The following is an 18,582-nucleotide window of genomic DNA, read 5'->3' as shown; positions in this document are numbered from 1 at the left end:
TTGCCTGTTCGGACAACGGCTGAGCTTGTTGACTCGCCGCCGATCGAATGTTCATGAGGTCCGTTACCCAATCAAAAAAGTGAAAATATAGTGCTTGCGAGGAAATTTCCTCGCCTTTCCCTCTAGAATACACAGACTTTGACGACTGTCAAACGATTTTACCAAGAAAACCGCGATTTTTAAGGGAAAACGGCAGGGAGGGTCTGGCAAATTGGGCTGTTTCTCGTTAGACGCCTGACTGGCAACAGACTTCTTGGTTGAGCTCGTTAGCTCGCGTAAAAAGTAAAAAATGACGCGGCGGGCCCCCTCTCGCTCCCAGCGATGTTCCCGCCGCGTCGTGGACCGTACCTCTCCCCAAAGGACGGTTCTAAGGCAAAACTAGATCAGCTTCCGCCGGTGTCAAACTGAGCGAAACCATCAGGCGACGAAACGCTTGAATCTTGAGAAATTCGCCTTGCGAGAGCCGCCACAGTGTGGCCATCTCGCTTCAGCCGAGAAGCACCCGTTGCGAAAAAACAACCTCTCGGACCGCGTTAGTGTTGAACGTATTCCCCACCAGTCGCGATGGGGAAACTCAGCCGACCGAATTCCAGTCGAGCCCGATGTCGAGTGAGCAGGCTGAGTGGGTTAGAGCGCCCACGCTGATTCGATCGACCCCCGTCTCAGCGATTTGCCGTAAAGTTTCCAGGGTGACTCCGCCCGAGGCTTCGAGCTGAACACTCGGCGATTTCTCATCACGTAAGGCGACAGCAGAGCGGAGGTTTTCAAGCGACATATTGTCGAGCAAAACGATGTCTGGCTGGACCGGTAAAACGGCTTCTAGCTGGGTGATCGTATCAACTTCAATTTCAATAGGTATGCTCGCGCCAAGTGCCTCGTTTTCTAAATATTTACGAATGACCGTGACTGCTTCAGCAGTCCGGGGACCACCATTGCCCGAGCCCGTCGACGCACGAAAGTGCGCCAAGTGATTGTCTTTAATCATCACGGCGTCAAAAAGCCCCGTCCGGTGGTTGCAAGCTCCACCGCAACGGGTCGCGAACTTTTCCAGCCTCCGCCACCCAGGGGTGGTTTTCCGCGTGTCGTAGATACGGGCTTGCGTTCCCTCAACCCTTGCCACGTATTCGCTGGCTAAAGTGGCGATGCCTGAGAGACGCCCCACAAGATTAAGCAGAATTCGCTCGTAGGAAAGCAGGTCGCGGACCTTCCCTGAAAGCTCGCCGAGGCTTTGTCCCGCCTTGCACGGGTCGCCATCCTTTAGCAGCGGCTGCCACTTTAAGTCAGCGTCCAATGTTCCTAGGCACGTCTCGATTGCCGCAACTCCGGCGAGCACTCCTTCTTCTCGCGTCACGACTGTGGCGGAACCACGACTTTCTTCGGAAACTAGTCCATTGGTTGTCCAGTCGCCCGCCTCGCCGAGATCCTCCTGACGAGCTAGCTCAACAATCGCCTGGCAGTCCGCTTCGAGACGGTCGTCCCAGGAAAACTGCTCGAAATCGGTGAATCCTACTTTTGGAGTTTCTGATTTGCTCACACTGCCGCCCTCACCTTGATTGCCTTAGCCGGTATACTATCGGGTTGCCTTCAGTTGCGTTTCTAACAGCCTGTAGGCATTAAGTCCACGCGTCCTGTCCCGGTACTCTTTACAGACCTTCGTTCAGCCGACGATGTCTCAGCTTGACACCCCGCCTTCGCAAAAGCCGCCGCTATTGAATGCTCGTGACCAAGCGAGTGTTTGGGTGCTGACGCTGGCCGGTTTGCTTTTGCTGGTTTGTTATTGGTTTTACCGTGGCGGGCATCGAGGGGAGCTGATCCAAATCGATCGAGCCGAACCGTTGGAAGCAGAGTTTCTAGTAGATATCAACCAGGCCGAGTGGCCAGAGCTGAGCCAGTTGCCGGGCGTAGGAAAAAAATTGGGCGAGCGAATCGTCGAATACCGTGAAGCTCACGGCGATTTTCAAAGCTTGGACGAGATCAAAGCAGTCAACGGGATCGGCCCACGAACGTTGGAAAACATCCGCCCGTTTTTGATTCCGATACCCGGCGAGCAACAAATGGTAGGCGAGCCGAATCGGTTTGGAGCTGAAGTGAATTAGCCTGAGTTAGTAACGTTGGGAATTGAACAGGAGTCAACGGAGGAGATAGAGGTAATAGTACGGAGTTTCTCCGTTTCCTCTGTTACCTCCTGTTCAAAGAAGAGATTTAGGAAGAGGTTTCGATGGAGTTTCGCTTAGAGAGCCCGTTTCAGCCCGCTGGAGATCAGCCTGCGGCAATCGATGCGCTCGTGAAGGGCTTGAATGCCGAGGAACGCGAGCAGATCTTGATGGGTGTCACAGGCTCGGGCAAGACATTCACGATGGCAAACATCATCCAGCAGGTGCAACGCCCGACGCTGGTGCTTTCGCACAACAAGACGCTCGCGGCTCAGCTCTACTCCGAGTTCAAGGAATTCTTTCCCCACAACGCCGTCAGCTATTTCGTCAGCTACTACGACTATTACCAGCCCGAAGCTTACATTCCGCAGCGTGACATTTACATTGAGAAGGACGCTTCGATCAACGAGGAAATCGACCGCATGCGGCTGGCGACCACTAGTAGCCTGGTAAGTCGAAGGGATGTGATCGTGGTGGCGAGCGTGTCCTGCATTTACGGCTTAGGTTCGCCTGACGACTACAAGGAAATGATGGTCGGCGTGCGGGTCGGGCAGACGGTTGATCGCGATGATGTACTTGCTCGCTTGGTTGACATTCAGTACGCCCGCAACGATACGGACCCTGAGCGGGGCAAGTTCCGCGTCCGCGGGGACTGCGTCGAGGTCTGGCCCGCGTATGAAGAGTTCGCCTATCGACTGGAATTCTGGGGCGACGAGATCGAGAAGCTCTCGTTCATCGATCCCACCTCGGGCGAGACGATCGACGAGCAAGAAGAGCTTTACATCTATCCGGCGAAGCACTTCGTGCTGCCGGAGTCGCGGATCGAGCGTGCGGTCGATCTGATTCGCAAAGAACTTTCCGGACGGCTGGAATTGTTTCGCGAGCAGGGCAAGATGCTCGAAGCGCAGCGATTGAATGCGCGAACGCGGTTCGACATCGAAATGATGCTGGAAGTCGGTTACTGTCCCGGCGTAGAGAATTACAGCCAACCTCTGAGCGGTCGCCCGCCCGGGGAAGCCCCGTCGACGCTGTTCGATTTTTTCCCGAAGGACATGCTGCTGTTTGTGGACGAATCGCACGTGACGATTCCCCAAATCGGTGCCATGTACGCCGGTGACCGCAGCCGGAAGACGACGCTCGTCGAGCACGGCTTCCGACTGCCGAGCGCTTTGGATAATCGCCCGTTGAAATTTGAGGAATGGCAAGAGCGAATCGGCCAGGTCGTTTACGTTTCAGCCACGCCAAGCAAGTACGAGCTCGGCCAAACCGCTGGCGAAGTCGTCGAGCAAGTCATCCGTCCAACTGGTCTGCTCGACCCAGTGATCGAACTGGTGCCCGCACGGGGACAAGTACCTCATCTGTTGGAACAAATCAAAGAACGGACAGCGATGGGCGAGCGGGTTCTCGTTACAACGCTAACCAAGCGCCTTGCTGAGGATCTGGCCAACTATCTCACTGAGCAAGGTGTCAACGCCCGTTGGTTGCACAGTGAGTTAGACGCTTTCGAGCGGGTTGACTTGTTACGCGACTTGCGAGAGGGGAAATTCGACGCACTGGTGGGTATCAACCTGCTTCGCGAAGGTTTGGACCTGCCCGAAGTCTCGATGGTGGCGATCCTCGACGCGGACAAAGAGGGGTTCTTGCGGAGCGAGACCTCGCTGATGCAGACCATCGGACGAGCCGCGCGGAATGTGAACTCGAAGGTCATTCTCTATGCCGACAAAGTGACCGACTCGATGCAGCGGGCAATGGACGAGACCGAACGCCGCCGCAAGTTGCAGCAGGAGTACAACGAAGCGAACGGCATCACCCCCGAAACGGTCAAGAAAGCGATCTACCGCGGCATCGAAGCCGAAGCGAGCGCCCACGCCAAGGCCAACGCCGCCGTGGGCCGCACCGACGAGACGGAAGTCATTACGCAGGAGTACATCAACGAACTCGAAACGGAAATGCTCGAAGCGGCCGAAGAGTTGGAGTTCGAACGAGCCGCGAAGCTCCGCGACCGCATCGAAAAAATGCAAGACGCGATCGGTGAGCCGGTTGAATCCGTGAAGGAGAGCAAAACGAAAGGACGCGGGCGACGGCGGAAGGGTGGCAGTAAAGTGCCGCGACCGAAGCGGGGGTGATCGGTGCTACCGTCGAAGTGACCCTGATAGGATTTCAGGATGCTCCCTGCAAATCATTTGGAAGTGGTGTTCGCGACATAGGACACTCATTCGAACACGCTTCTGGTTACAGTCGGGGCGTTGGCAATACTCGGTTCCATTCGCATGCACTAAGGAGCGATAGAATTCAGCTTCGTCGATCTTTATGTCCGCAAAAGCTCCCAGCACATATCCAAGGCATACAAAAAAGAATCCGAAGGCGCAGAAAACCCAGGTCGCTTCGCTATCGCCAACAATCTTAAGTGCAAGAACGACGCTTGAAATCAGGAAGACTTCTCTCCAGCTCGGCTGAGCAACAAGAGACCATATTGCTCTGGAAATGCTGAGGGTACTTAGAATCCATCCTCCGGGAGAAGGCGTAGCAATAAAAACTACGTATGCACACATCGCCCAGATACATGCAGCAGAAACGGAGCGTACAGGACGAAATCTCTTACGTTCCAGGTTGCAGTATGTCCAACGCATGAGTTGTTGATTTACGGGGCAAGATTTACCTGCTTCGATTCATGTGTCGAGCCAAGACTTGGCTGTAATTACAAACGGGCAGACCCTAAGGGCCTGCCCGTTTCGTATTATATGTATCGAATTAGCTGAGCCAGCGATTCTACTTCGCGTCGCTGCCAGCTTCTTCTTTGGCTTCGCTACCTTCTTCGCCGCCGGCGTCAGCGCCTGTGGCAGGTGGGTCAGCAGCCTTCTTTTCTTCGCCGCTGCAGCCGACCATGCTGATGGTGCCTAGGGTCAGGCAGAATCCTAACATCCACATTCCAAGAGTCTTCATCTTTTCGTATCTCCATGTTTCGTTTGGGGACGCCGCCTAAAGCCGTGGGCCCTGATTGGGTAATTGGTGGCCCGTCCCGCTGTTTGTGATGATGTAAGCCTACCAGTGCGGCAGGCCGTGAACAATCCTCAACTCAAACTCCTCCGTCATCTCTGCTCTCTCATGCTGGCCCGCGACACTCCAGCGAGGCAGGTAATCCTCAAAGTCTACTCATATTTCCTCACCGTTAGCAAATCTTCGACAAAGGCCCCCCAGTTGGCAGGCCTGCTCAATGCGAGGCGGTTCGGTGGCCGATCAATCGATTGCACCTTCACTTTACGCGCTAAGTGTTCGTGCAGCGCGGTGCGAGCACCGCGGCGAAATGGGATCAGCCAACAGCAATAGTTCGCCCTCAGGCGCTGCTTCTTACGAAAATTGTGGAGAGACACGATGAAAAAGACTCACTTTTGCCAGTCCTTCCTAGCTCTCTGCATGATGATCGCGGTGGCCTCTTCGGCCCAGGCTCAAGAAGGTGGCGATGCCGGCAAGGTTGGCCCAGGGGAGCAGGGTTCAGGCTGGTACTATGAGCCCGTGGAACGAGCCGGCCTGCAGCCGACGATCGCCCAGCAACGATCGATGGCTCGCGCGAACCAACGAGCCGCCCGCATTGCCGCTTCGAAGGCTTGGGGATTCACACCAAGCCGACCCACGGCCAGTGGTATCCCTTTTACTTCGATGTATAGCCACTCGTGGCAGATGCCCGGCGGCCGCCCGTTTGGGTGGTTCACGACGCAACGGCCTGTCGTGGTTGTCTCGCCGGGGCACTACCATCGGTAGGATCTCCTGCGTGTCGAGAAATCAGCCGCAACGCGTTAGCGTCCAGTTCCCTGAATCTGGACAACCGGGGGCTAACGCCCTGCGGCTGATTGGGTCTTGCTACGCTGCGATTCTGCCGTGCGATTTCTGTAGCACGTAGCGGCATTCGTTCAGCAACTCTGCGGACAGACGCGAGATGCGTGTTGCCGGGGTTCGCTTGCTTTGCAGGGCCTCAATGAGTCTTTCAGCTGTGGCCCGCAGCGTTGGGCGATTTGCATGACGCGGGTCGCCCAGGATGCCGGAGATTGCGGCTAGGGCTTGCTCGCGTGAACTTTGGGCGATCGCGCACCGCAATCGTTCGAAGTTGGCGTCGCGCTCAGCCACCCACGCATCAACACGGTGGTTCTGTTGGCGAAGCCGCGTCGTCAAGACGCAAAGCTTTGGTAGCGACGGGTAGGCATCGCGATCCATAGACGGTTCTTTCCCCTCACCCTGCCCTCTCCCCACCGGGGCGAGGAAAACTTGGAGAAGTTGTACTGGTGTGAAGAGGCTCTACGCAGCGATGCGAAGTGGGCTGGCTTGAGGCTCTGCTGCTGGTACGGCAACGTTGGCTCGGACCAACTGACGGAGGACCTGCGGCACGATCCGGTTGGTCGCCGCCTCGACAATCATCGACCGGTGCTCGGTCACTGAAGCAGCTTCAGAAGCGAGCAGCAGGCGGGTTTGCTTGCGGATTTCGGCTCCAGCACGGGCACGGATGTAGCCGCGTGTTTCGCAAAGGGTCATGCCGCGGGTGGAGTTGGCGATCAATTGGCAGACAAAATCGACGCTTTGCTCGGCGACTTGCCGGCTGAGTTGCTCGATCTTCTTCTGGGTGGCAGCGCCGGAGAGTGGGCCGGCAATGAGAGTCTTCAAGTGCTGGAGCATGCAATTCCTTCCATGGAAATACGGGCCGTAAATACTCGGCAGGGCCTGAACCCGTGAGCCTAGATCGCCTGTCTAATCCATCGAATCGCAGGGAGGCGTCACTTCAGAAGAACGCTGCTGGCGTGTCGGTCTCGACTTTGCCGACAGGAATTCCTCATTTCACCTGGGGTGCCCAGCCGATATAATGGTTGCACTTGACCCAATCAGCACGATTTCATAGCTTTTTGAGAGATGAGGAGTTTTTATTTGCAGTTCATCTCGCGGAGCGAGGTGGCTACCTATGGCGCCGTGGCCAAGTGGCTAAGGCATCGGATTGCAAATCCGACATCGGCGGTTCGAATCCGCCCGGCGCCTCTAGGCCGCGGTTTTTCGCGGTCACAACCTTGCCGCTTGTTTCAGCCTCATTGAAATGAGCGGTTTTTTCATGCGCATGCGGCAGTGGGCAGTGGGCAGTCGGCAGTTTTCAGTCAAAATGTATGACATCTGACTGCCCCCTGCCCCCTGCCCCCTGCCCCCTCAATGAGCTTCATCAACGACGATTTTCTGCTGACCACCGACCCGGCTCGCCGGCTTTATCACGAGTTTGCCGAGAATGAGCCGATTCTCGACTACCACACGCATCTCAGCCCGGCAGATATAGCCGCGAATCGACGGTTTGAGAATCTTTCGGAAATCTGGTTTGCCGAAGATCACTACAAATGGCGGGCACTGCGGGCCAATGGCGTCGAAGAACGGCTCATTACCGGCGATGCTGACCCTTACGACAAATACCTTGCGTGGGCGGAGACCGTTCCTCGGACGCTGCGTAATCCGCTCTACCATTGGACGCATCTCGAATTGAAGCGGTACTTCGGGATTGAAGAACTGCTGAGCCCCGCCACCGCGGAGTCGATCTGGAAGCGAGCGAACGAGCGGCTTGCCAGCGACGACCTGACCGCCCATGGCATCCTGCGGAACTTCAAAGTGAAAGTCGTCTGCACAACGGACGACCCGATGGACGACTTGACCTATCACAATCAGATCGCAAACAGCGATTGCCCGGCGAAGGTGCTGCCGACATTTCGGCCAGACAAAGCGTTATGGGTGGATCGCCCTGAGCCTTTCAATGCTTGGCTCGCCCAGCTTGCCGAAGCTGCGGACGTTGAGATCAAAGACTTCGACGCATTTCTAGATGCACTCGAACGCCGGCATACGTACTTCCACGAGATGGGGGGACGGCTTTCGGATCATGACGTGACCAAAGTCTTGGCTGACGCATGCTCTCATGAAAACGCCGCAGCGATTTTCGCCAGTGCCACCAAAGGCGAAGCGGTCGCACCTGATCTGGCTGAGCGATTTGGTGCCTACATGATGCTCTACTTTGGTCGGTTGGACGCGAAGCGTGGTTGGACGAAGCAGATGCACATCGGCGCGTTGCGAAACAACAGTGATCGCCTGATGCGCGAAGTTGGGGCCGACGCGGGGTGCGACTCGATCGGCGATATGCCGTCCGTGGCGGCTCTCTCACGCTATTTGAATCAACTCGACCAAGAGGATTCGCTGCCACAGGCGATTCTCTACAACTTGAATCCCGCGGCAAACTTTGCCGTGGCGACGGTGCTGGGGAATTTCCAAGATGGTCGCTGTGCCGGAAAGCTCCAATGGGGAGCTGCCTGGTGGTACAACGACCAATGGGAGGGCATGACGAGGCACCTCAACGATCTGTCGAATCTGGGGCTGCTGTCGCGGTTCGTGGGGATGCTGACCGATTCGCGTTCGCTCCTTTCCTTTCCGCGTCACGAGTATTATCGCCGTTGCCTATGCGAACTGCTTGGAAGCGACCTAGAACGTGGTGCTATTCCTGATGACGAAGTCCTGATCGGCGGCATGGTGCGCGATCTGTGCTATGGCAATGCTGAAGCGTACTTAGGTCTCGGCTGATTTTGCCCTGGTAATTTCGCCGCCGAGCTTGCTCCGCGATCTACTGGCTATGTGACAAGCGCCGGGCACGCTCGGCGGCTAAACGCTTTCCTTGGTGGTTTTCTTGAGGCTCGGCTGGCATAATCTCGAGTGATCACTCGTTGCTAAAAATCCGATTGAGAACATCATGTCACAGAAACTCACTCCGAAACCATTCTCCAATATCGACCTAAAGGACTTCGATCCCCGCCACGTCGAAGGAGATTGGGACAAAGAATCTGCCGCTGAAAGAATCGCTGAGAATACTGAGATCACCCGTCACTTGGCGTATCGGCTCTACGCGGAAAATCGCCGCGCTGTATTACTCGTTCTGCAAGGCATGGACACCGCTGGCAAGGATGGGACGATTCGTACGGTGTTCACAGGAGTGAATCCTCAGAGCTGTCAGATCGTGCCGTTCAAGCAGCCTAGCGTCGAGGAGCTCGATCACGACTTCCTTTGGCGGATTCACAAGGCTGTGCCTCGTCGAGGGAACATCGGCATCTTTAACCGTTCGCACTACGAAGATGTACTCGTTGTGCGTGTGCATAACTTAGTGCCTAAAAGCGAGTGGGAAACGCGGTACGAGCGGATCAACGAGTTTGAGAAACTCATCACCGAAGGCGGCGTGGTGATACTGAAGTGCTTTCTCCACATCAGCAAGGAAGAGCAAAAGGAGCGTCTGCAGTCTCGGCTGGATCGACCGCACAAGCGGTGGAAGTTCAGCAAAGGGGACCTAGCGGAGCGAAAGCTTTGGGACGATTACCAGCAAGCGTATGAAGCGGCGGTGAGTAAGTGCAACACCGAGTATGCTCCCTGGCACATTGTGCCTTCGGATCGGAAGTGGTATCGCAACCTGACCGTTAGTAACTTGCTGCGGGAGACCCTCGAAAAGATCGATCCACAGTTCCCTGCCGCGGAAGAGGGGCTCGACGGCGTGGTGGTCGAGTGACCGCGACTTGTCGCTTAGCCGCTATCCAATACTATCGCGGCTAAGCCGCAAGCGGTGGCGGTTAATTATTCGAGGGGTCGGCGTTGCCAGAATTTAAGTGCTCGCGCAAGTAGCTGGCTCGCTCGATATTCCGATCCGTCGCGTCCAACTCGTTGCCCGAGAGCTTCTGCAAATGGGCGGGCTGGGTGTGGATTAGCAGCTTGTTGATCGTCGGGATCGGCAGATCGCCAATCAGGCCTAAGTTGATCCCCATGCGGACACTGGATAGCAGATGAAGCGTCTCTTCGGAGCTAATCGTCTGTGCCGTGCGTAGGATGCCAAAGGCACGGCTGACTCGGTCGTGCAGTGTTTCCTGGCTTTCGTGAATTAGAAATTCACGTGCTTGACGTTCGTAGCTGATGAGTACGGGGACCACGTCCGCAACTTTCTTTGCGAGCTCTTCCTCAGTTTGGCCCAAGGTGACTTGATTGCTGATCTGGTAGAAGTCGCCCGTGGCTTGCGAGCCCTCACCGTAGAGGCCGCGGACCGCGAGATTGATCTTTTGGAGGCTCTTAAACACTTTTTCGATTTGCCGCGTGATGACCAAAGCAGGTAGGTGGAGCATCACGCTCACGCGGACGCCGGTGCCGACGTTTGTTGGGCAAGCGGTCAGATAGCCGAGCTTCTCGTTGAAGGCATAGTTGACCTGCTCTTCGATTAGATCATCAATCGTGTTGATCCGTTCCCAGGCGGCTTCGAGGTCGAGCCCACTGTGCATTACTTGAATGCGGAGGTGATCTTCCTCATTGATCATCACGCTGTACCGTTCTGAACAGTCGATCACGACCGACCGCGCTCCTTCGCTTTCCGCATGTTCGCGACTGATCAGTTGCCGTTCGACAAGAAACTGACGATCGACTTCCGCCAAGTCGGTCACGTTGAGATAGAGTGCATCGCCTGGCGCTTTGCCCGCGTCTTGGATTGCTTGAAGTTGCGAATGAAGAATCCTTTCGATCTCTGCCCGGTCGGATTCCGTGGTTCGCGAGATGAACGGGAAGTCGGCCAGATTTCGCGCAAGGCGTATGCGGCTACTAACGACGATGTCCGATTCCGGGCCAGAACCGCGTAGCCATTCGCCGCTAGAGCTCACTAGGTCTTCGAGGTTCATGTTTAGGCTCGCGAGTTAGCTTGCAGGCAAAGTGCAGGGCTAAGCATTGTCTTTGCGGAATTGTTCTTCGATGCGGTGGATTTCGTCGCGTAACTCTGAGGCACGTTCGTAGGCTTCCGTGGCGACGGCTTCTTTCATTTCTCGGCGGAGCCGAATGAGTTGCGTTTGCTGGTCGGCGCCAGCAGCCCCGCGTTTGGGCGACTTGCCAATGTGCTGCGTGTCGTCGTGAATGTTCATTAACAACGGCTCGAGTTCTTCAGCGAAGAAGACATAATCGTGCGGGCAGCCGAGGCGTCCCTGTTTGCGGAACTCGAGGAAGGTGATTCCACATACGGGGCAAGATCGCTGGTCAAGTCGGGCGAGATCGTCGGCAGATTCCCCCACTGCCAAGTGTTGGGCAAGCAGGCCGGCCATGGCGGGCATGACTTCCGCGGCTTCTTCCTCGGTCGGTGTCAGGTACGTCTGCGCACACTCCTCGCACAGATGCAACTCACTGGGATCGCCATCGACGAGGTCCGTGATGTGGAAGGTTGCAGGTCGTTCGCACCGCTGGCACTTCATCTGTTCGCCTTGCTGCCGTCAAAAACATGTCTACTGTTTCGCTATCTTGCATTTGCAAGGGGATTCTATCTAGGGCCTATCGAGTGTCAAGGCAATTCGTTTCGTCCGTAAGCTGAGAATCTGAAACGAGATAACTCGCCTTTCCGGCTGCTGTTCGACAGTTGTTCGTCGTCCGATGCGATGCTAGATTGGGGCCCTCAGTGGAGAACCTCAGTGCGGAGTCGAAGCCGGGCTTGCGAACCTCGGTTCTTGGCAGGCTGTCGTCAAAGCACCGCTGCTGAACGTGAATCGTGCTGAATGCACGGTCCGGCCAATTCTCCACCTTCCACCCACCAAGAAGTAACGATGGCACACCAGCCTCATTTCGAGCGTTTTCAAGAGTTGGCGGCTCGTCATGATTACGTTCCCGTTTACCGTGAGTTGGTCAGCGATGCGCTAACTCCCGTGCAGGCGTTCAAGCGGCTTGACCAAGGCGTCGCAGCGGGGCTTTTCGAGAGTGTGATTGGGGGCGAAAAAGTTGGTCGCTACAGCTTCATCGCGAGCGACCCCTTCGTGCTGCTGACGGCTTATGGCAATCAGGTCGAAATTCAAAGGCGGGGAGAAGACGGGTCGGATTGGTCGAAGGAATCATCCGAGGCCGCAGATCCCTTGGAGGTGCTTCGCTCCGAGATTGATGCCGTCAATGTAGCGCACTTGGACGAGCTCCCGCCGTTCATCGGCGGGGCCGTGGGCTATGCCGGTTATGACACGGTGCGGTACGTCGAGAAGCTTCCCAATGCGCCCGAAAACGACCGCGGGCTGCCAGACTTAGCGTTTGGTCTGTTCGACCACATGGTCGTTTTCGATCATGTACGGAAAGTGGTTTACGTCTTGGTGCTGGTCGAGACGAAAGGACTTGAGTCTGACGAACTACAATCCGCCTATGAAGCCGGAGAGCACCGCGTTGATGGTTACGTCGAGCAACTGAATGCCGTAGAGGATTCCGTTCAGTTGGCCGACATTCAAACTGGCGGCGAGATCACGCTCGACTATCAATCCAACTTCACCGAAGAACAATTCAAGTCCGCGGTTGAAAAATGTGTTGAATACATTCGTGCGGGTGACATCTTTCAGGTGGTTATCAGTCAGCGGTTGGAAGTTCCCTTCGAGTTGCCTCCGTTCGAGTTGTACCGCACGCTTCGGGTTGTGAACCCGAGCCCGTTCATGTTTTATTTGCGGATGCCGGGGGCGACGCTCGTTGGAAGTTCGCCGGAGATTATGGTGCGTGTCGTTGATGGGCGTGTGACAGTTCGACCGTTGGCAGGGACAAGGAAACGCGGCGCTGACGAAGCGGAGGACCAACGCCTCGCTGAGGAACTCCTCGCCGATCCGAAAGAACGCGCGGAGCACGTGATGCTCGTTGATCTGGGCCGCAACGACGTGGGCCGCGTTGCCCAGTTCGGCACGGTTGAGATTTCCGACGTCATGGTAATCGAACGCTACAGCCACGTCATGCACATCACCAGCAACGTGAACGGACAGCTTACCGAGGATAAGGACTCCTTCGATGCCTTGGCCGCGTGCCTGCCAGCAGGGACGGTGTCGGGAGCACCGAAGGTGCGTGCAATGGAGATAATCGACGAGATCGAACCCCACCGACGTGGCCCTTACGCAGGAGCGGTCGGCTATCTCGATTTCGCAGGGAACATGGATACGTGCATCGCACTCAGGACATTCGTCATTGCCGACGGAAAGGCCTACGTCCAAGCCGGTGCGGGCATCGTTGCCGACAGCGACCCGGCTGCCGAGTATCAAGAAACGCTCAACAAAGCGGGCGGGTTGCTCAAAGCCGTCGAAATCACCCGTGAGAGATGCCAGTAAAGCGCCAAAATGAAATCACTCGTTGGTCATTTACTAGTTGCTTCGCCGAAGATGAAGGACCCCAACTTTGCGCGGACTGTGACGCTGATGCTGCGTCATGAGGAGAGCGGCGCACTTGGGGTTGTACTCACTCGCCCAGGCAACAAAACGGTGACCGAAGTCTGGGAGATGATCGAAGCCCCGCCGGTGGATTGCGATGACGATGTCTTCAACGGTGGCCCCGTTCCTGGTCCCATGATTGCATTGCATGATTCGCCTCGCCACAGTGAGCAGGAAGTGTTGCCTGGGTTGCATATGTCGATGCAACGCGATGCGATTGACGAAGTCGTGCGGAGTGCGGCCGAGTTTCGCCTTTATGGCGGTCACGCCGGCTGGGGCGGAGGGCAGCTTGAGGGCGAACTCCAAGCGGGTGGCTGGCTGAAGACCCCCGCTGACAGGGACTCCGTATTCTCTGACTATGAAACACTGTGGCAGAGAACGCTCAGTAAGATCGGTGTGAGCATCATCGCCCCGGAGATTGATCCCAGCCAAGTGCCGTTTGATCCCGGTATGAATTAGACCATAGGATTTGCCAGCAGCAGGGCTTCCAAGAGCCTATACTATGGTGGCGGTTTTACTCTGAAATGTACCCTCAATAGAGTTTTTGAGTCATGCGCCTTCGAAAACGCTCTACCTCATTCCGCATACAGTCTGTCTTCTTTTGTTTGATTGCCCTTGTTGGGTGCCGTGGTGCTTCCGGTCCCCAAGGCGGCGAAATGCCTCCGCCGGAAGTGACGGTCGCCCAACCTGCCAAGCAGGTTCTCATCGAATGGGACGAATACACAGGTCGCCTCGCTGCTGTTGATGCTGTTGAGGTGCGACCTCGGGTGAGTGGCTACCTGCGAGAGGCAAACTTCAGCGAAGGAGAAATGGTTGAAAAGGGCGATCCGCTGTTTGTGATTGATCGCCGTCCCTTCGAAACCGAGCTCCGCCGTGCTAACGCCCAGGTTGCCGAAGCAGAGGCAGCGCTGCTGCAAGCCCAGGCTCAAGTCAAGCAATCCAAAGCGCGCGAAGTGCAGGCTGCGGCTGCCGTTGGATTGGCCGAGACAGAAATGAGACGCGCCGAGACGCTCGTCCGTCAGAATGCGATCTCCGAGTCGGAGTATGACACCCGCGAAAGCACACTCACCCAAGCCCGGGCCGACTTCGATGCGGCTCAGTCAAACACTTCGGCTGCCATCGCTCTCGTTGGGGTTGCCGAAGCGGCAATCACAACCGCCAAAGCTAATGTGCACACGGCCGAGTTGCAGCTTGGTTATGCCGATGTGGAGGCACCGATTTCCGGTCGAGTCGGCGCGAAGATTGTCACCGAGGGAAACCTCGTCGTTGGAGGTGGCGGGAACTCGACCTTACTGACAACCATCATCGCGCAAAATCCGGTGCACTGTTACTTCGACGCCAATGAACAGGAGTTCCTCAAGTACGTTCGCCTTAGTAATTCCGGCAAACGAGAGAGTTCTCGCGAAGCGAAAAACCCTGTCTACATGGCTCTGATTGACGAGGAGGGCTTTCCGCATCTCGGACATATGGACTTCGTGGATAATCGCATCGACCCAAACACGGGAACGATGCGCGGCCGGGCGATTTTCCGCAACGACGACGGCACGCTCACCCCGGGGCTTTTCGCCCGAGTTCGATTGCCGGGCAGCGCATCCTATGAAGCGATCTTGGTTCCCGAGGAAGCGATTGGAACAGACCTGTCTGAACAGTTTGTGAACGTCGTCAGCGACGGCGGCAAAGTGACGCGACAACCCGTGAAAGTTGGCCCCAAGAGCCACGGTCTACGCATTATCCGTGAAGGACTCACCGGCGAAGAACTTGTCGTGATTCGCGGCAGCCAGAGCCTCCGTCCGGGCGTGAATGTGAAAGCGACCGAGGAAACGCTCGAAATCCTCCCCGAGGCCGATGGCCTGCCTGACGAGTACAAGCCGGTTCCACGCGAAGAGTGGATCACGCGAGAAAACACCACGTCGCCGGAAGTCTCGTCCGACTTCAAAAGCGACGCAAAATAGTTGGTTCGTAGTTCCGCCTTCAGGCGGCTTTCGCTAGGAAAGTGACTATTAGCAGAAATGAACTACACCGCCGCCTAAGAGCGGAACTACGAACTCATGAAACTTCCACACTTCTTCATTGACCGACCAATCTTCGCCACGGTGGTGTCGATCGTCATTGTGCTGGTCGGTTCGCTCGCCTACTTCCAGTTGCCGGTCGCTCAGTATCCGGAAGTTGCCCTTCCCACGGTTGTGGTGCGAACGGCTTATCCTGGTGCGACCCCGGAGACGATTGCTCGCACGGTCGCAACGCCGCTAGAGCAAGAGATCAACGGCGTCGAAGACATGCTCTACATGGAATCGCAGAGTACCGGCGATGGCTCGATGCAGCTGACGATTACATTTAAGCTTGGGTCCGACCTCGACAAGGCTCAGGTGCTTGTGCAGAACCGCGTGGCAGTGGCGGAACCACGTCTGCCGGAAGAAGTGCGTCGGATCGGCGTGACGACCACCAAGAGCTCGCCGGACTTGCTGTTGGTGGTGCATTTGCTCTCACCCGACGATAGCCGCGATCAACTCTATATTAGCAACTACGCCTATCTGCAGATTCGTGATCGCTTAGCACGCCTAGATGGCGTGGGCGACTTGCAGATTTTTGGGGGGCGTGAATACAGCATGCGAATTTGGCTCGACATGGAGCGGATCGCCTCGCTGAATCTGACCGCCGGGGATGTTGTTGCCGCACTGCGGAGTCAGAACATTCAAGTTGCCGCGGGCGTGATTGGGCAACCTCCACTTGAGAATGACGGTGCTTCCCAATTGATGGTCAGCACCAAGGGACGACTGCGCACACCGAAAGAATTTGAGCAGATCGTCGTCAAGTCGGGTGAAAACGGACGGCTGGTCCGTGTGTCGGATGTCGCCCGTGTTGAACTGGGTGCTCGTGATTACAGCGTAAATAGCTACCTCGACGGTCAACCAGCCGTCGCGATGGTGGTTTTTCAACGCCCCGGGTCCAACGGTCTCGAAACGGCCAATAACGTGATCGAGGCGATGGAAGAACTCAGCGAGGACTTCCCCGCCGGGCTTGGGCACGAAATCGTCTATAACCCCACGCAGTTCGTCAGCGACTCGATCGACGAAGTGTTCGTCACGTTGCTGCAAGCGGGCGCACTGGTTGTGCTGACGGTGTTCATCTTCTTGCAGAATTGGCGCTCGACAATCATCCCTGTGGTGGCGATTCCCGTCTCGTTGATTGGTACGTTTGCGCTTCTGCTGGTGATGGGCTTTTCTCTGAACATGCTGTCCCTATTCGGGCTCGTTCTGGCAATTGGCATCGTGGTGGATGACGCGATTGTCGTGGTCGAGAATGTTGAGCGTCTGATGGAGGACGAAGGGCTCGATCCGCGCAAAGCGACTCACCAAGCGATGGACGAGGTTTCTTCAGCGCTGATCGCTACGACGCTCGTGTTGATCGCTGTGTTCGTGCCGACGGCATTCATCTCCGGGATTAGTGGACAATTCTATCGGCAATTCGCCGTGACGATTGCCATCTCGACCGCAATCTCCACGCTCGTTTCCCTCACGCTCAGTCCGGCGTTGTGCGCATTGCTGCTCAAGCCGCCGGGGGCGAAGAAGAATTTGCTCGATAAACTCAGCGACAAGCTGCTCGGTTGGTTCTTCAAGACCTTCAACAAGGTCTTCGATGTCATCAACAAGATTTATGGCGAATTCATTTGCAAGCTCTTGCGTGTGAGTTTCATCGCGCTGCTGGTTTACGGCGGGCTGCTCGTGCTGACTTGGTTCGGCTTTACACGCGTCCCTACCGGCTTCATTCCGCCACAGGATCAGGGGTACCTCATCGTGGCGATTCAGTTGCCCGATGGTGCTTCGCTCAGCCGAACTGACGAAGTCACGCAGAAGGTGAAGGAAATCGCTCTCGAAACGCCAGGCATCACGCACGCGGTTGCCTTTGCAGGCTTCTCGGGTGCGACGCGAACGAACAACTCCAACGCCGCCGCCGTCTTCACGCCGTTGGCTGATTATGAAGATCGCGAGTCGGGGATGACGATCGATACAATTCTCAACGACCTGCGTGGACGCCTCAGCAAGTTGCAAGAAGCGCAGATCTTTGTGATCGCTCCCCCGCCGGTGCGCGGCATTGGTACCGGGGGCGGTTTCAAAATGCAGGTTGAGGACCGCGCTGGCGGCACGCCGCGGGAACTGCAGCAGGCAGCTTTCAACTTGTTTATGGCCGCCAACCAAGAGCCCGGTCTCGTGCAGGTGTTTTCAACCTTCCGCGCGGACACCCCGCAGATCTACGCCGATGTCGACCGCACGAAGGTCCGCATGATGGACGTGCCGATTGGTAACGTCTTCGACGCGCTGCAAGTGTATCTCGGTTCGACCTACGTGAACGATTTTAACTATCTCGGAAGGACTTATCGTGTTACTGCCCAGGCGGAGCCCGAGTTCCGTGACGATCCGGGTGACATCGCCAAGCTCCGCACCCGAAGCAACTCAGGCGCGGTGGTTCCCCTAGGATCGCTCGTGAATATCCGCACCACGACGGCCCCCGACCGCGTTGTTCGCTACAACCTTTACCCTGCGGCCGATATCAACGGCGATACCCTCCCCGGCACAAGTAGCGGCGACGCAATTGCCCGCATGGAACGCCTCGCCGAAGAGATCCTCCCGCCTGGATACGACTTCGAATGGACCGACTTGGCTTATCAACAAAAAGCCGCCGGCAACACGGCGATTTTCATCTTCCCGCTTTGCGTGCTGTTCGTTTTTCTAGCTCTTAGCGCTCAGTACGAAAGCTGGCTGTTGCCGCTGGCTGTGATTCTGATCGTCCCCATGTGTTTGCTCTGCGCGATCGCGGGCGTTTGGTTCCGCGGCATGGATAACAACATCCTTACGCAGATCGGCTTCGTTGTTCTAGTGGGCCTCGCCTGCAAGAACGCGATTCTGATCGTTGAGTTCGCCAAGGCGGAGGAAGAAAAAGGAAAGAACCGCTTCGAGGCCGCCATCGAAGCGTGCCGTCTGAGACTACGGCCCATTCTGATGACCGCGCTCTCGTTCGTGCTAGGCGTGATTCCCCTGTTGATTGCCACGGGGGCGGGCTCAGAAATGCGCCGCGCGCTGGGCACCGCCGTTTTCTCAGGAATGCTCGGCGTGACGATCTTCGGGCTATTCTTTACGCCGATCTTTTACGTGGTGTTGCGGAAGTTTGCAAAGGACAACCCGGCGAATACGCCCGATGCTCGGTGCTGA

Annotated in this window: 15 protein-coding genes and 1 tRNA gene; 10 read left to right on the top strand and 6 right to left on the bottom strand. The window is 56.5% G+C overall.

Going from position 1 to position 18,582, the window contains the following annotated elements:
- Nucleotides 1–574 precede the first annotated feature (574 nt).
- Entirely contained in the window at nt 575–1,534 is a 960-nt protein-coding gene (gene nadC / locus RIB44_08055; GenBank protein ID MEQ8616531.1) for a carboxylating nicotinate-nucleotide diphosphorylase, read from the bottom strand.
- Nucleotides 1,535–1,667: 133 nt separating this feature from the next.
- On the opposite strand from nadC, the gene RIB44_08050 reads away from it, so the two are divergent.
- Both RIB44_08050 and uvrB read left to right on the top strand, forming a co-directional pair.
- Nucleotides 1,668–2,096, top strand: a complete 429-nt coding sequence (locus RIB44_08050) for a helix-hairpin-helix domain-containing protein (protein ID MEQ8616530.1) — start codon at nt 1,668–1,670, stop codon at nt 2,094–2,096.
- A gap of 122 nt (nt 2,097–2,218) precedes the next feature.
- Entirely contained in the window at nt 2,219–4,279 is a 2,061-nt protein-coding gene (uvrB, locus tag RIB44_08045) for an excinuclease ABC subunit UvrB (GenBank protein MEQ8616529.1), read from the top strand.
- 643 nt (nt 4,280–4,922) lie between these two features.
- Here uvrB and RIB44_08040 read toward each other — a convergent pair.
- The gene (locus RIB44_08040) at nt 4,923–5,096 is read right to left on the bottom strand and encodes a hypothetical protein (protein ID MEQ8616528.1); all 174 of its coding nucleotides are present in this window, start codon (nt 5,094–5,096) and stop codon (nt 4,923–4,925) included.
- A 429-nt stretch (nt 5,097–5,525) separates the two neighbouring features.
- Between RIB44_08040 and RIB44_08035 the strand changes: the two genes are divergently transcribed.
- Nucleotides 5,526–5,912 carry a hypothetical protein gene (locus RIB44_08035; protein MEQ8616527.1) on the top strand — a complete coding sequence of 129 codons (387 nt, stop codon included), beginning with the start codon at nt 5,526–5,528 and terminating at the stop codon, nt 5,910–5,912.
- 99 nt (nt 5,913–6,011) lie between these two features.
- Here the strand turns inward: RIB44_08035 and RIB44_08030 are convergent, their stop codons facing one another.
- Both RIB44_08030 and RIB44_08025 read right to left on the bottom strand, forming a co-directional pair.
- Nucleotides 6,012–6,362, bottom strand: coding sequence for a hypothetical protein (locus tag RIB44_08030; protein ID MEQ8616526.1), 351 nt, complete (start codon nt 6,360–6,362; stop codon nt 6,012–6,014).
- Nucleotides 6,363–6,443: 81 nt separating this feature from the next.
- Nucleotides 6,444–6,818 (bottom strand): hypothetical protein, encoded by a 375-nt coding sequence (locus tag RIB44_08025; GenBank protein ID MEQ8616525.1) that lies wholly within the window; start codon nt 6,816–6,818, stop codon nt 6,444–6,446.
- Between the two features lie 282 nt (nt 6,819–7,100).
- On the opposite strand from RIB44_08025, the gene RIB44_08020 reads away from it, so the two are divergent.
- The 3 genes from RIB44_08020 to RIB44_08010 all read left to right on the top strand — a co-directional run bounded on the left by RIB44_08020 (nt 7,101) and on the right by RIB44_08010 (nt 9,708).
- Nucleotides 7,101–7,172, top strand: a tRNA-Cys gene (locus tag RIB44_08020).
- Between the two features lie 165 nt (nt 7,173–7,337).
- Entirely contained in the window at nt 7,338–8,738 is a 1,401-nt protein-coding gene (uxaC, locus tag RIB44_08015) for a glucuronate isomerase (protein ID MEQ8616524.1), read from the top strand.
- Nucleotides 8,739–8,904: 166 nt separating this feature from the next.
- Nucleotides 8,905–9,708 (top strand): polyphosphate kinase 2 family protein, encoded by an 804-nt coding sequence (locus RIB44_08010; protein MEQ8616523.1) that lies wholly within the window; start codon nt 8,905–8,907, stop codon nt 9,706–9,708.
- 61 nt (nt 9,709–9,769) lie between these two features.
- Here the strand turns inward: RIB44_08010 and RIB44_08005 are convergent, their stop codons facing one another.
- The gene (locus RIB44_08005; GenBank protein ID MEQ8616522.1) at nt 9,770–10,855 is read right to left on the bottom strand and encodes a protein arginine kinase; all 1,086 of its coding nucleotides are present in this window, start codon (nt 10,853–10,855) and stop codon (nt 9,770–9,772) included.
- A 39-nt stretch (nt 10,856–10,894) separates the two neighbouring features.
- Complete coding sequence (locus tag RIB44_08000; GenBank protein MEQ8616521.1) at nt 10,895–11,416, bottom strand: UvrB/UvrC motif-containing protein; 522 nt, start codon at nt 11,414–11,416, stop codon at nt 10,895–10,897.
- 345 nt (nt 11,417–11,761) lie between these two features.
- Between RIB44_08000 and trpE the strand changes: the two genes are divergently transcribed.
- From trpE to RIB44_07980, 4 genes are all read left to right on the top strand, one after another.
- Nucleotides 11,762–13,276 (top strand): anthranilate synthase component I, encoded by a 1,515-nt coding sequence (trpE, locus tag RIB44_07995; protein ID MEQ8616520.1) that lies wholly within the window; start codon nt 11,762–11,764, stop codon nt 13,274–13,276.
- 9 nt (nt 13,277–13,285) lie between these two features.
- The gene (locus tag RIB44_07990; GenBank protein ID MEQ8616519.1) at nt 13,286–13,834 is read left to right on the top strand and encodes a YqgE/AlgH family protein; all 549 of its coding nucleotides are present in this window, start codon (nt 13,286–13,288) and stop codon (nt 13,832–13,834) included.
- 92 nt (nt 13,835–13,926) lie between these two features.
- Nucleotides 13,927–15,327: an efflux RND transporter periplasmic adaptor subunit gene (locus RIB44_07985; protein ID MEQ8616518.1), complete on the top strand. Its 1,401-nt coding sequence runs from the start codon at nt 13,927–13,929 to the stop codon at nt 15,325–15,327.
- Between the two features lie 96 nt (nt 15,328–15,423).
- A complete protein-coding gene (locus RIB44_07980) occupies nt 15,424–18,582 on the top strand; it encodes a multidrug efflux RND transporter permease subunit (GenBank protein ID MEQ8616517.1) in 3,159 nt (1,052 codons plus the stop codon).

The organism is Lacipirellulaceae bacterium (assembly GCA_040218535.1).
Taxonomy (GTDB): Bacteria; Planctomycetota; Planctomycetia; order Pirellulales; family Lacipirellulaceae; genus Adhaeretor.
Note: the sequence above shows the minus strand (reverse complement) of the source record. Positions and strands in the feature narration are given on the sequence as shown.

What these genes read in the sequence shown, in the direction of transcription:
- RIB44_08050 (MEQ8616530.1), top strand. Translation starts at nt 1,668, where the DNA reads ATGTCTCAGCTTGACACCCCGCCTTCGCAAAAGCCGCCGCTATTGAAT.
- uvrB (MEQ8616529.1), top strand. Translation starts at nt 2,219, where the DNA reads ATGGAGTTTCGCTTAGAGAGCCCGTTTCAGCCCGCTGGAGATCAGCCT.
- RIB44_08040 (MEQ8616528.1), bottom strand. Translation starts at nt 5,096, where the DNA reads ATGAAGACTCTTGGAATGTGGATGTTAGGATTCTGCCTGACCCTAGGC.
- RIB44_08035 (MEQ8616527.1), top strand. Translation starts at nt 5,526, where the DNA reads ATGAAAAAGACTCACTTTTGCCAGTCCTTCCTAGCTCTCTGCATGATG.
- RIB44_08030 (MEQ8616526.1), bottom strand. Translation starts at nt 6,362, where the DNA reads ATGGATCGCGATGCCTACCCGTCGCTACCAAAGCTTTGCGTCTTGACG.
- RIB44_08025 (MEQ8616525.1), bottom strand. Translation starts at nt 6,818, where the DNA reads ATGCTCCAGCACTTGAAGACTCTCATTGCCGGCCCACTCTCCGGCGCT.
- uxaC (MEQ8616524.1), top strand. Translation starts at nt 7,338, where the DNA reads ATGAGCTTCATCAACGACGATTTTCTGCTGACCACCGACCCGGCTCGC.
- RIB44_08010 (MEQ8616523.1), top strand. Translation starts at nt 8,905, where the DNA reads ATGTCACAGAAACTCACTCCGAAACCATTCTCCAATATCGACCTAAAG.
- RIB44_08005 (MEQ8616522.1), bottom strand. Translation starts at nt 10,855, where the DNA reads ATGAACCTCGAAGACCTAGTGAGCTCTAGCGGCGAATGGCTACGCGGT.
- RIB44_08000 (MEQ8616521.1), bottom strand. Translation starts at nt 11,416, where the DNA reads ATGAAGTGCCAGCGGTGCGAACGACCTGCAACCTTCCACATCACGGAC.
- trpE (MEQ8616520.1), top strand. Translation starts at nt 11,762, where the DNA reads ATGGCACACCAGCCTCATTTCGAGCGTTTTCAAGAGTTGGCGGCTCGT.
- RIB44_07990 (MEQ8616519.1), top strand. Translation starts at nt 13,286, where the DNA reads ATGAAATCACTCGTTGGTCATTTACTAGTTGCTTCGCCGAAGATGAAG.
- RIB44_07985 (MEQ8616518.1), top strand. Translation starts at nt 13,927, where the DNA reads ATGCGCCTTCGAAAACGCTCTACCTCATTCCGCATACAGTCTGTCTTC.
- RIB44_07980 (MEQ8616517.1), top strand. Translation starts at nt 15,424, where the DNA reads ATGAAACTTCCACACTTCTTCATTGACCGACCAATCTTCGCCACGGTG.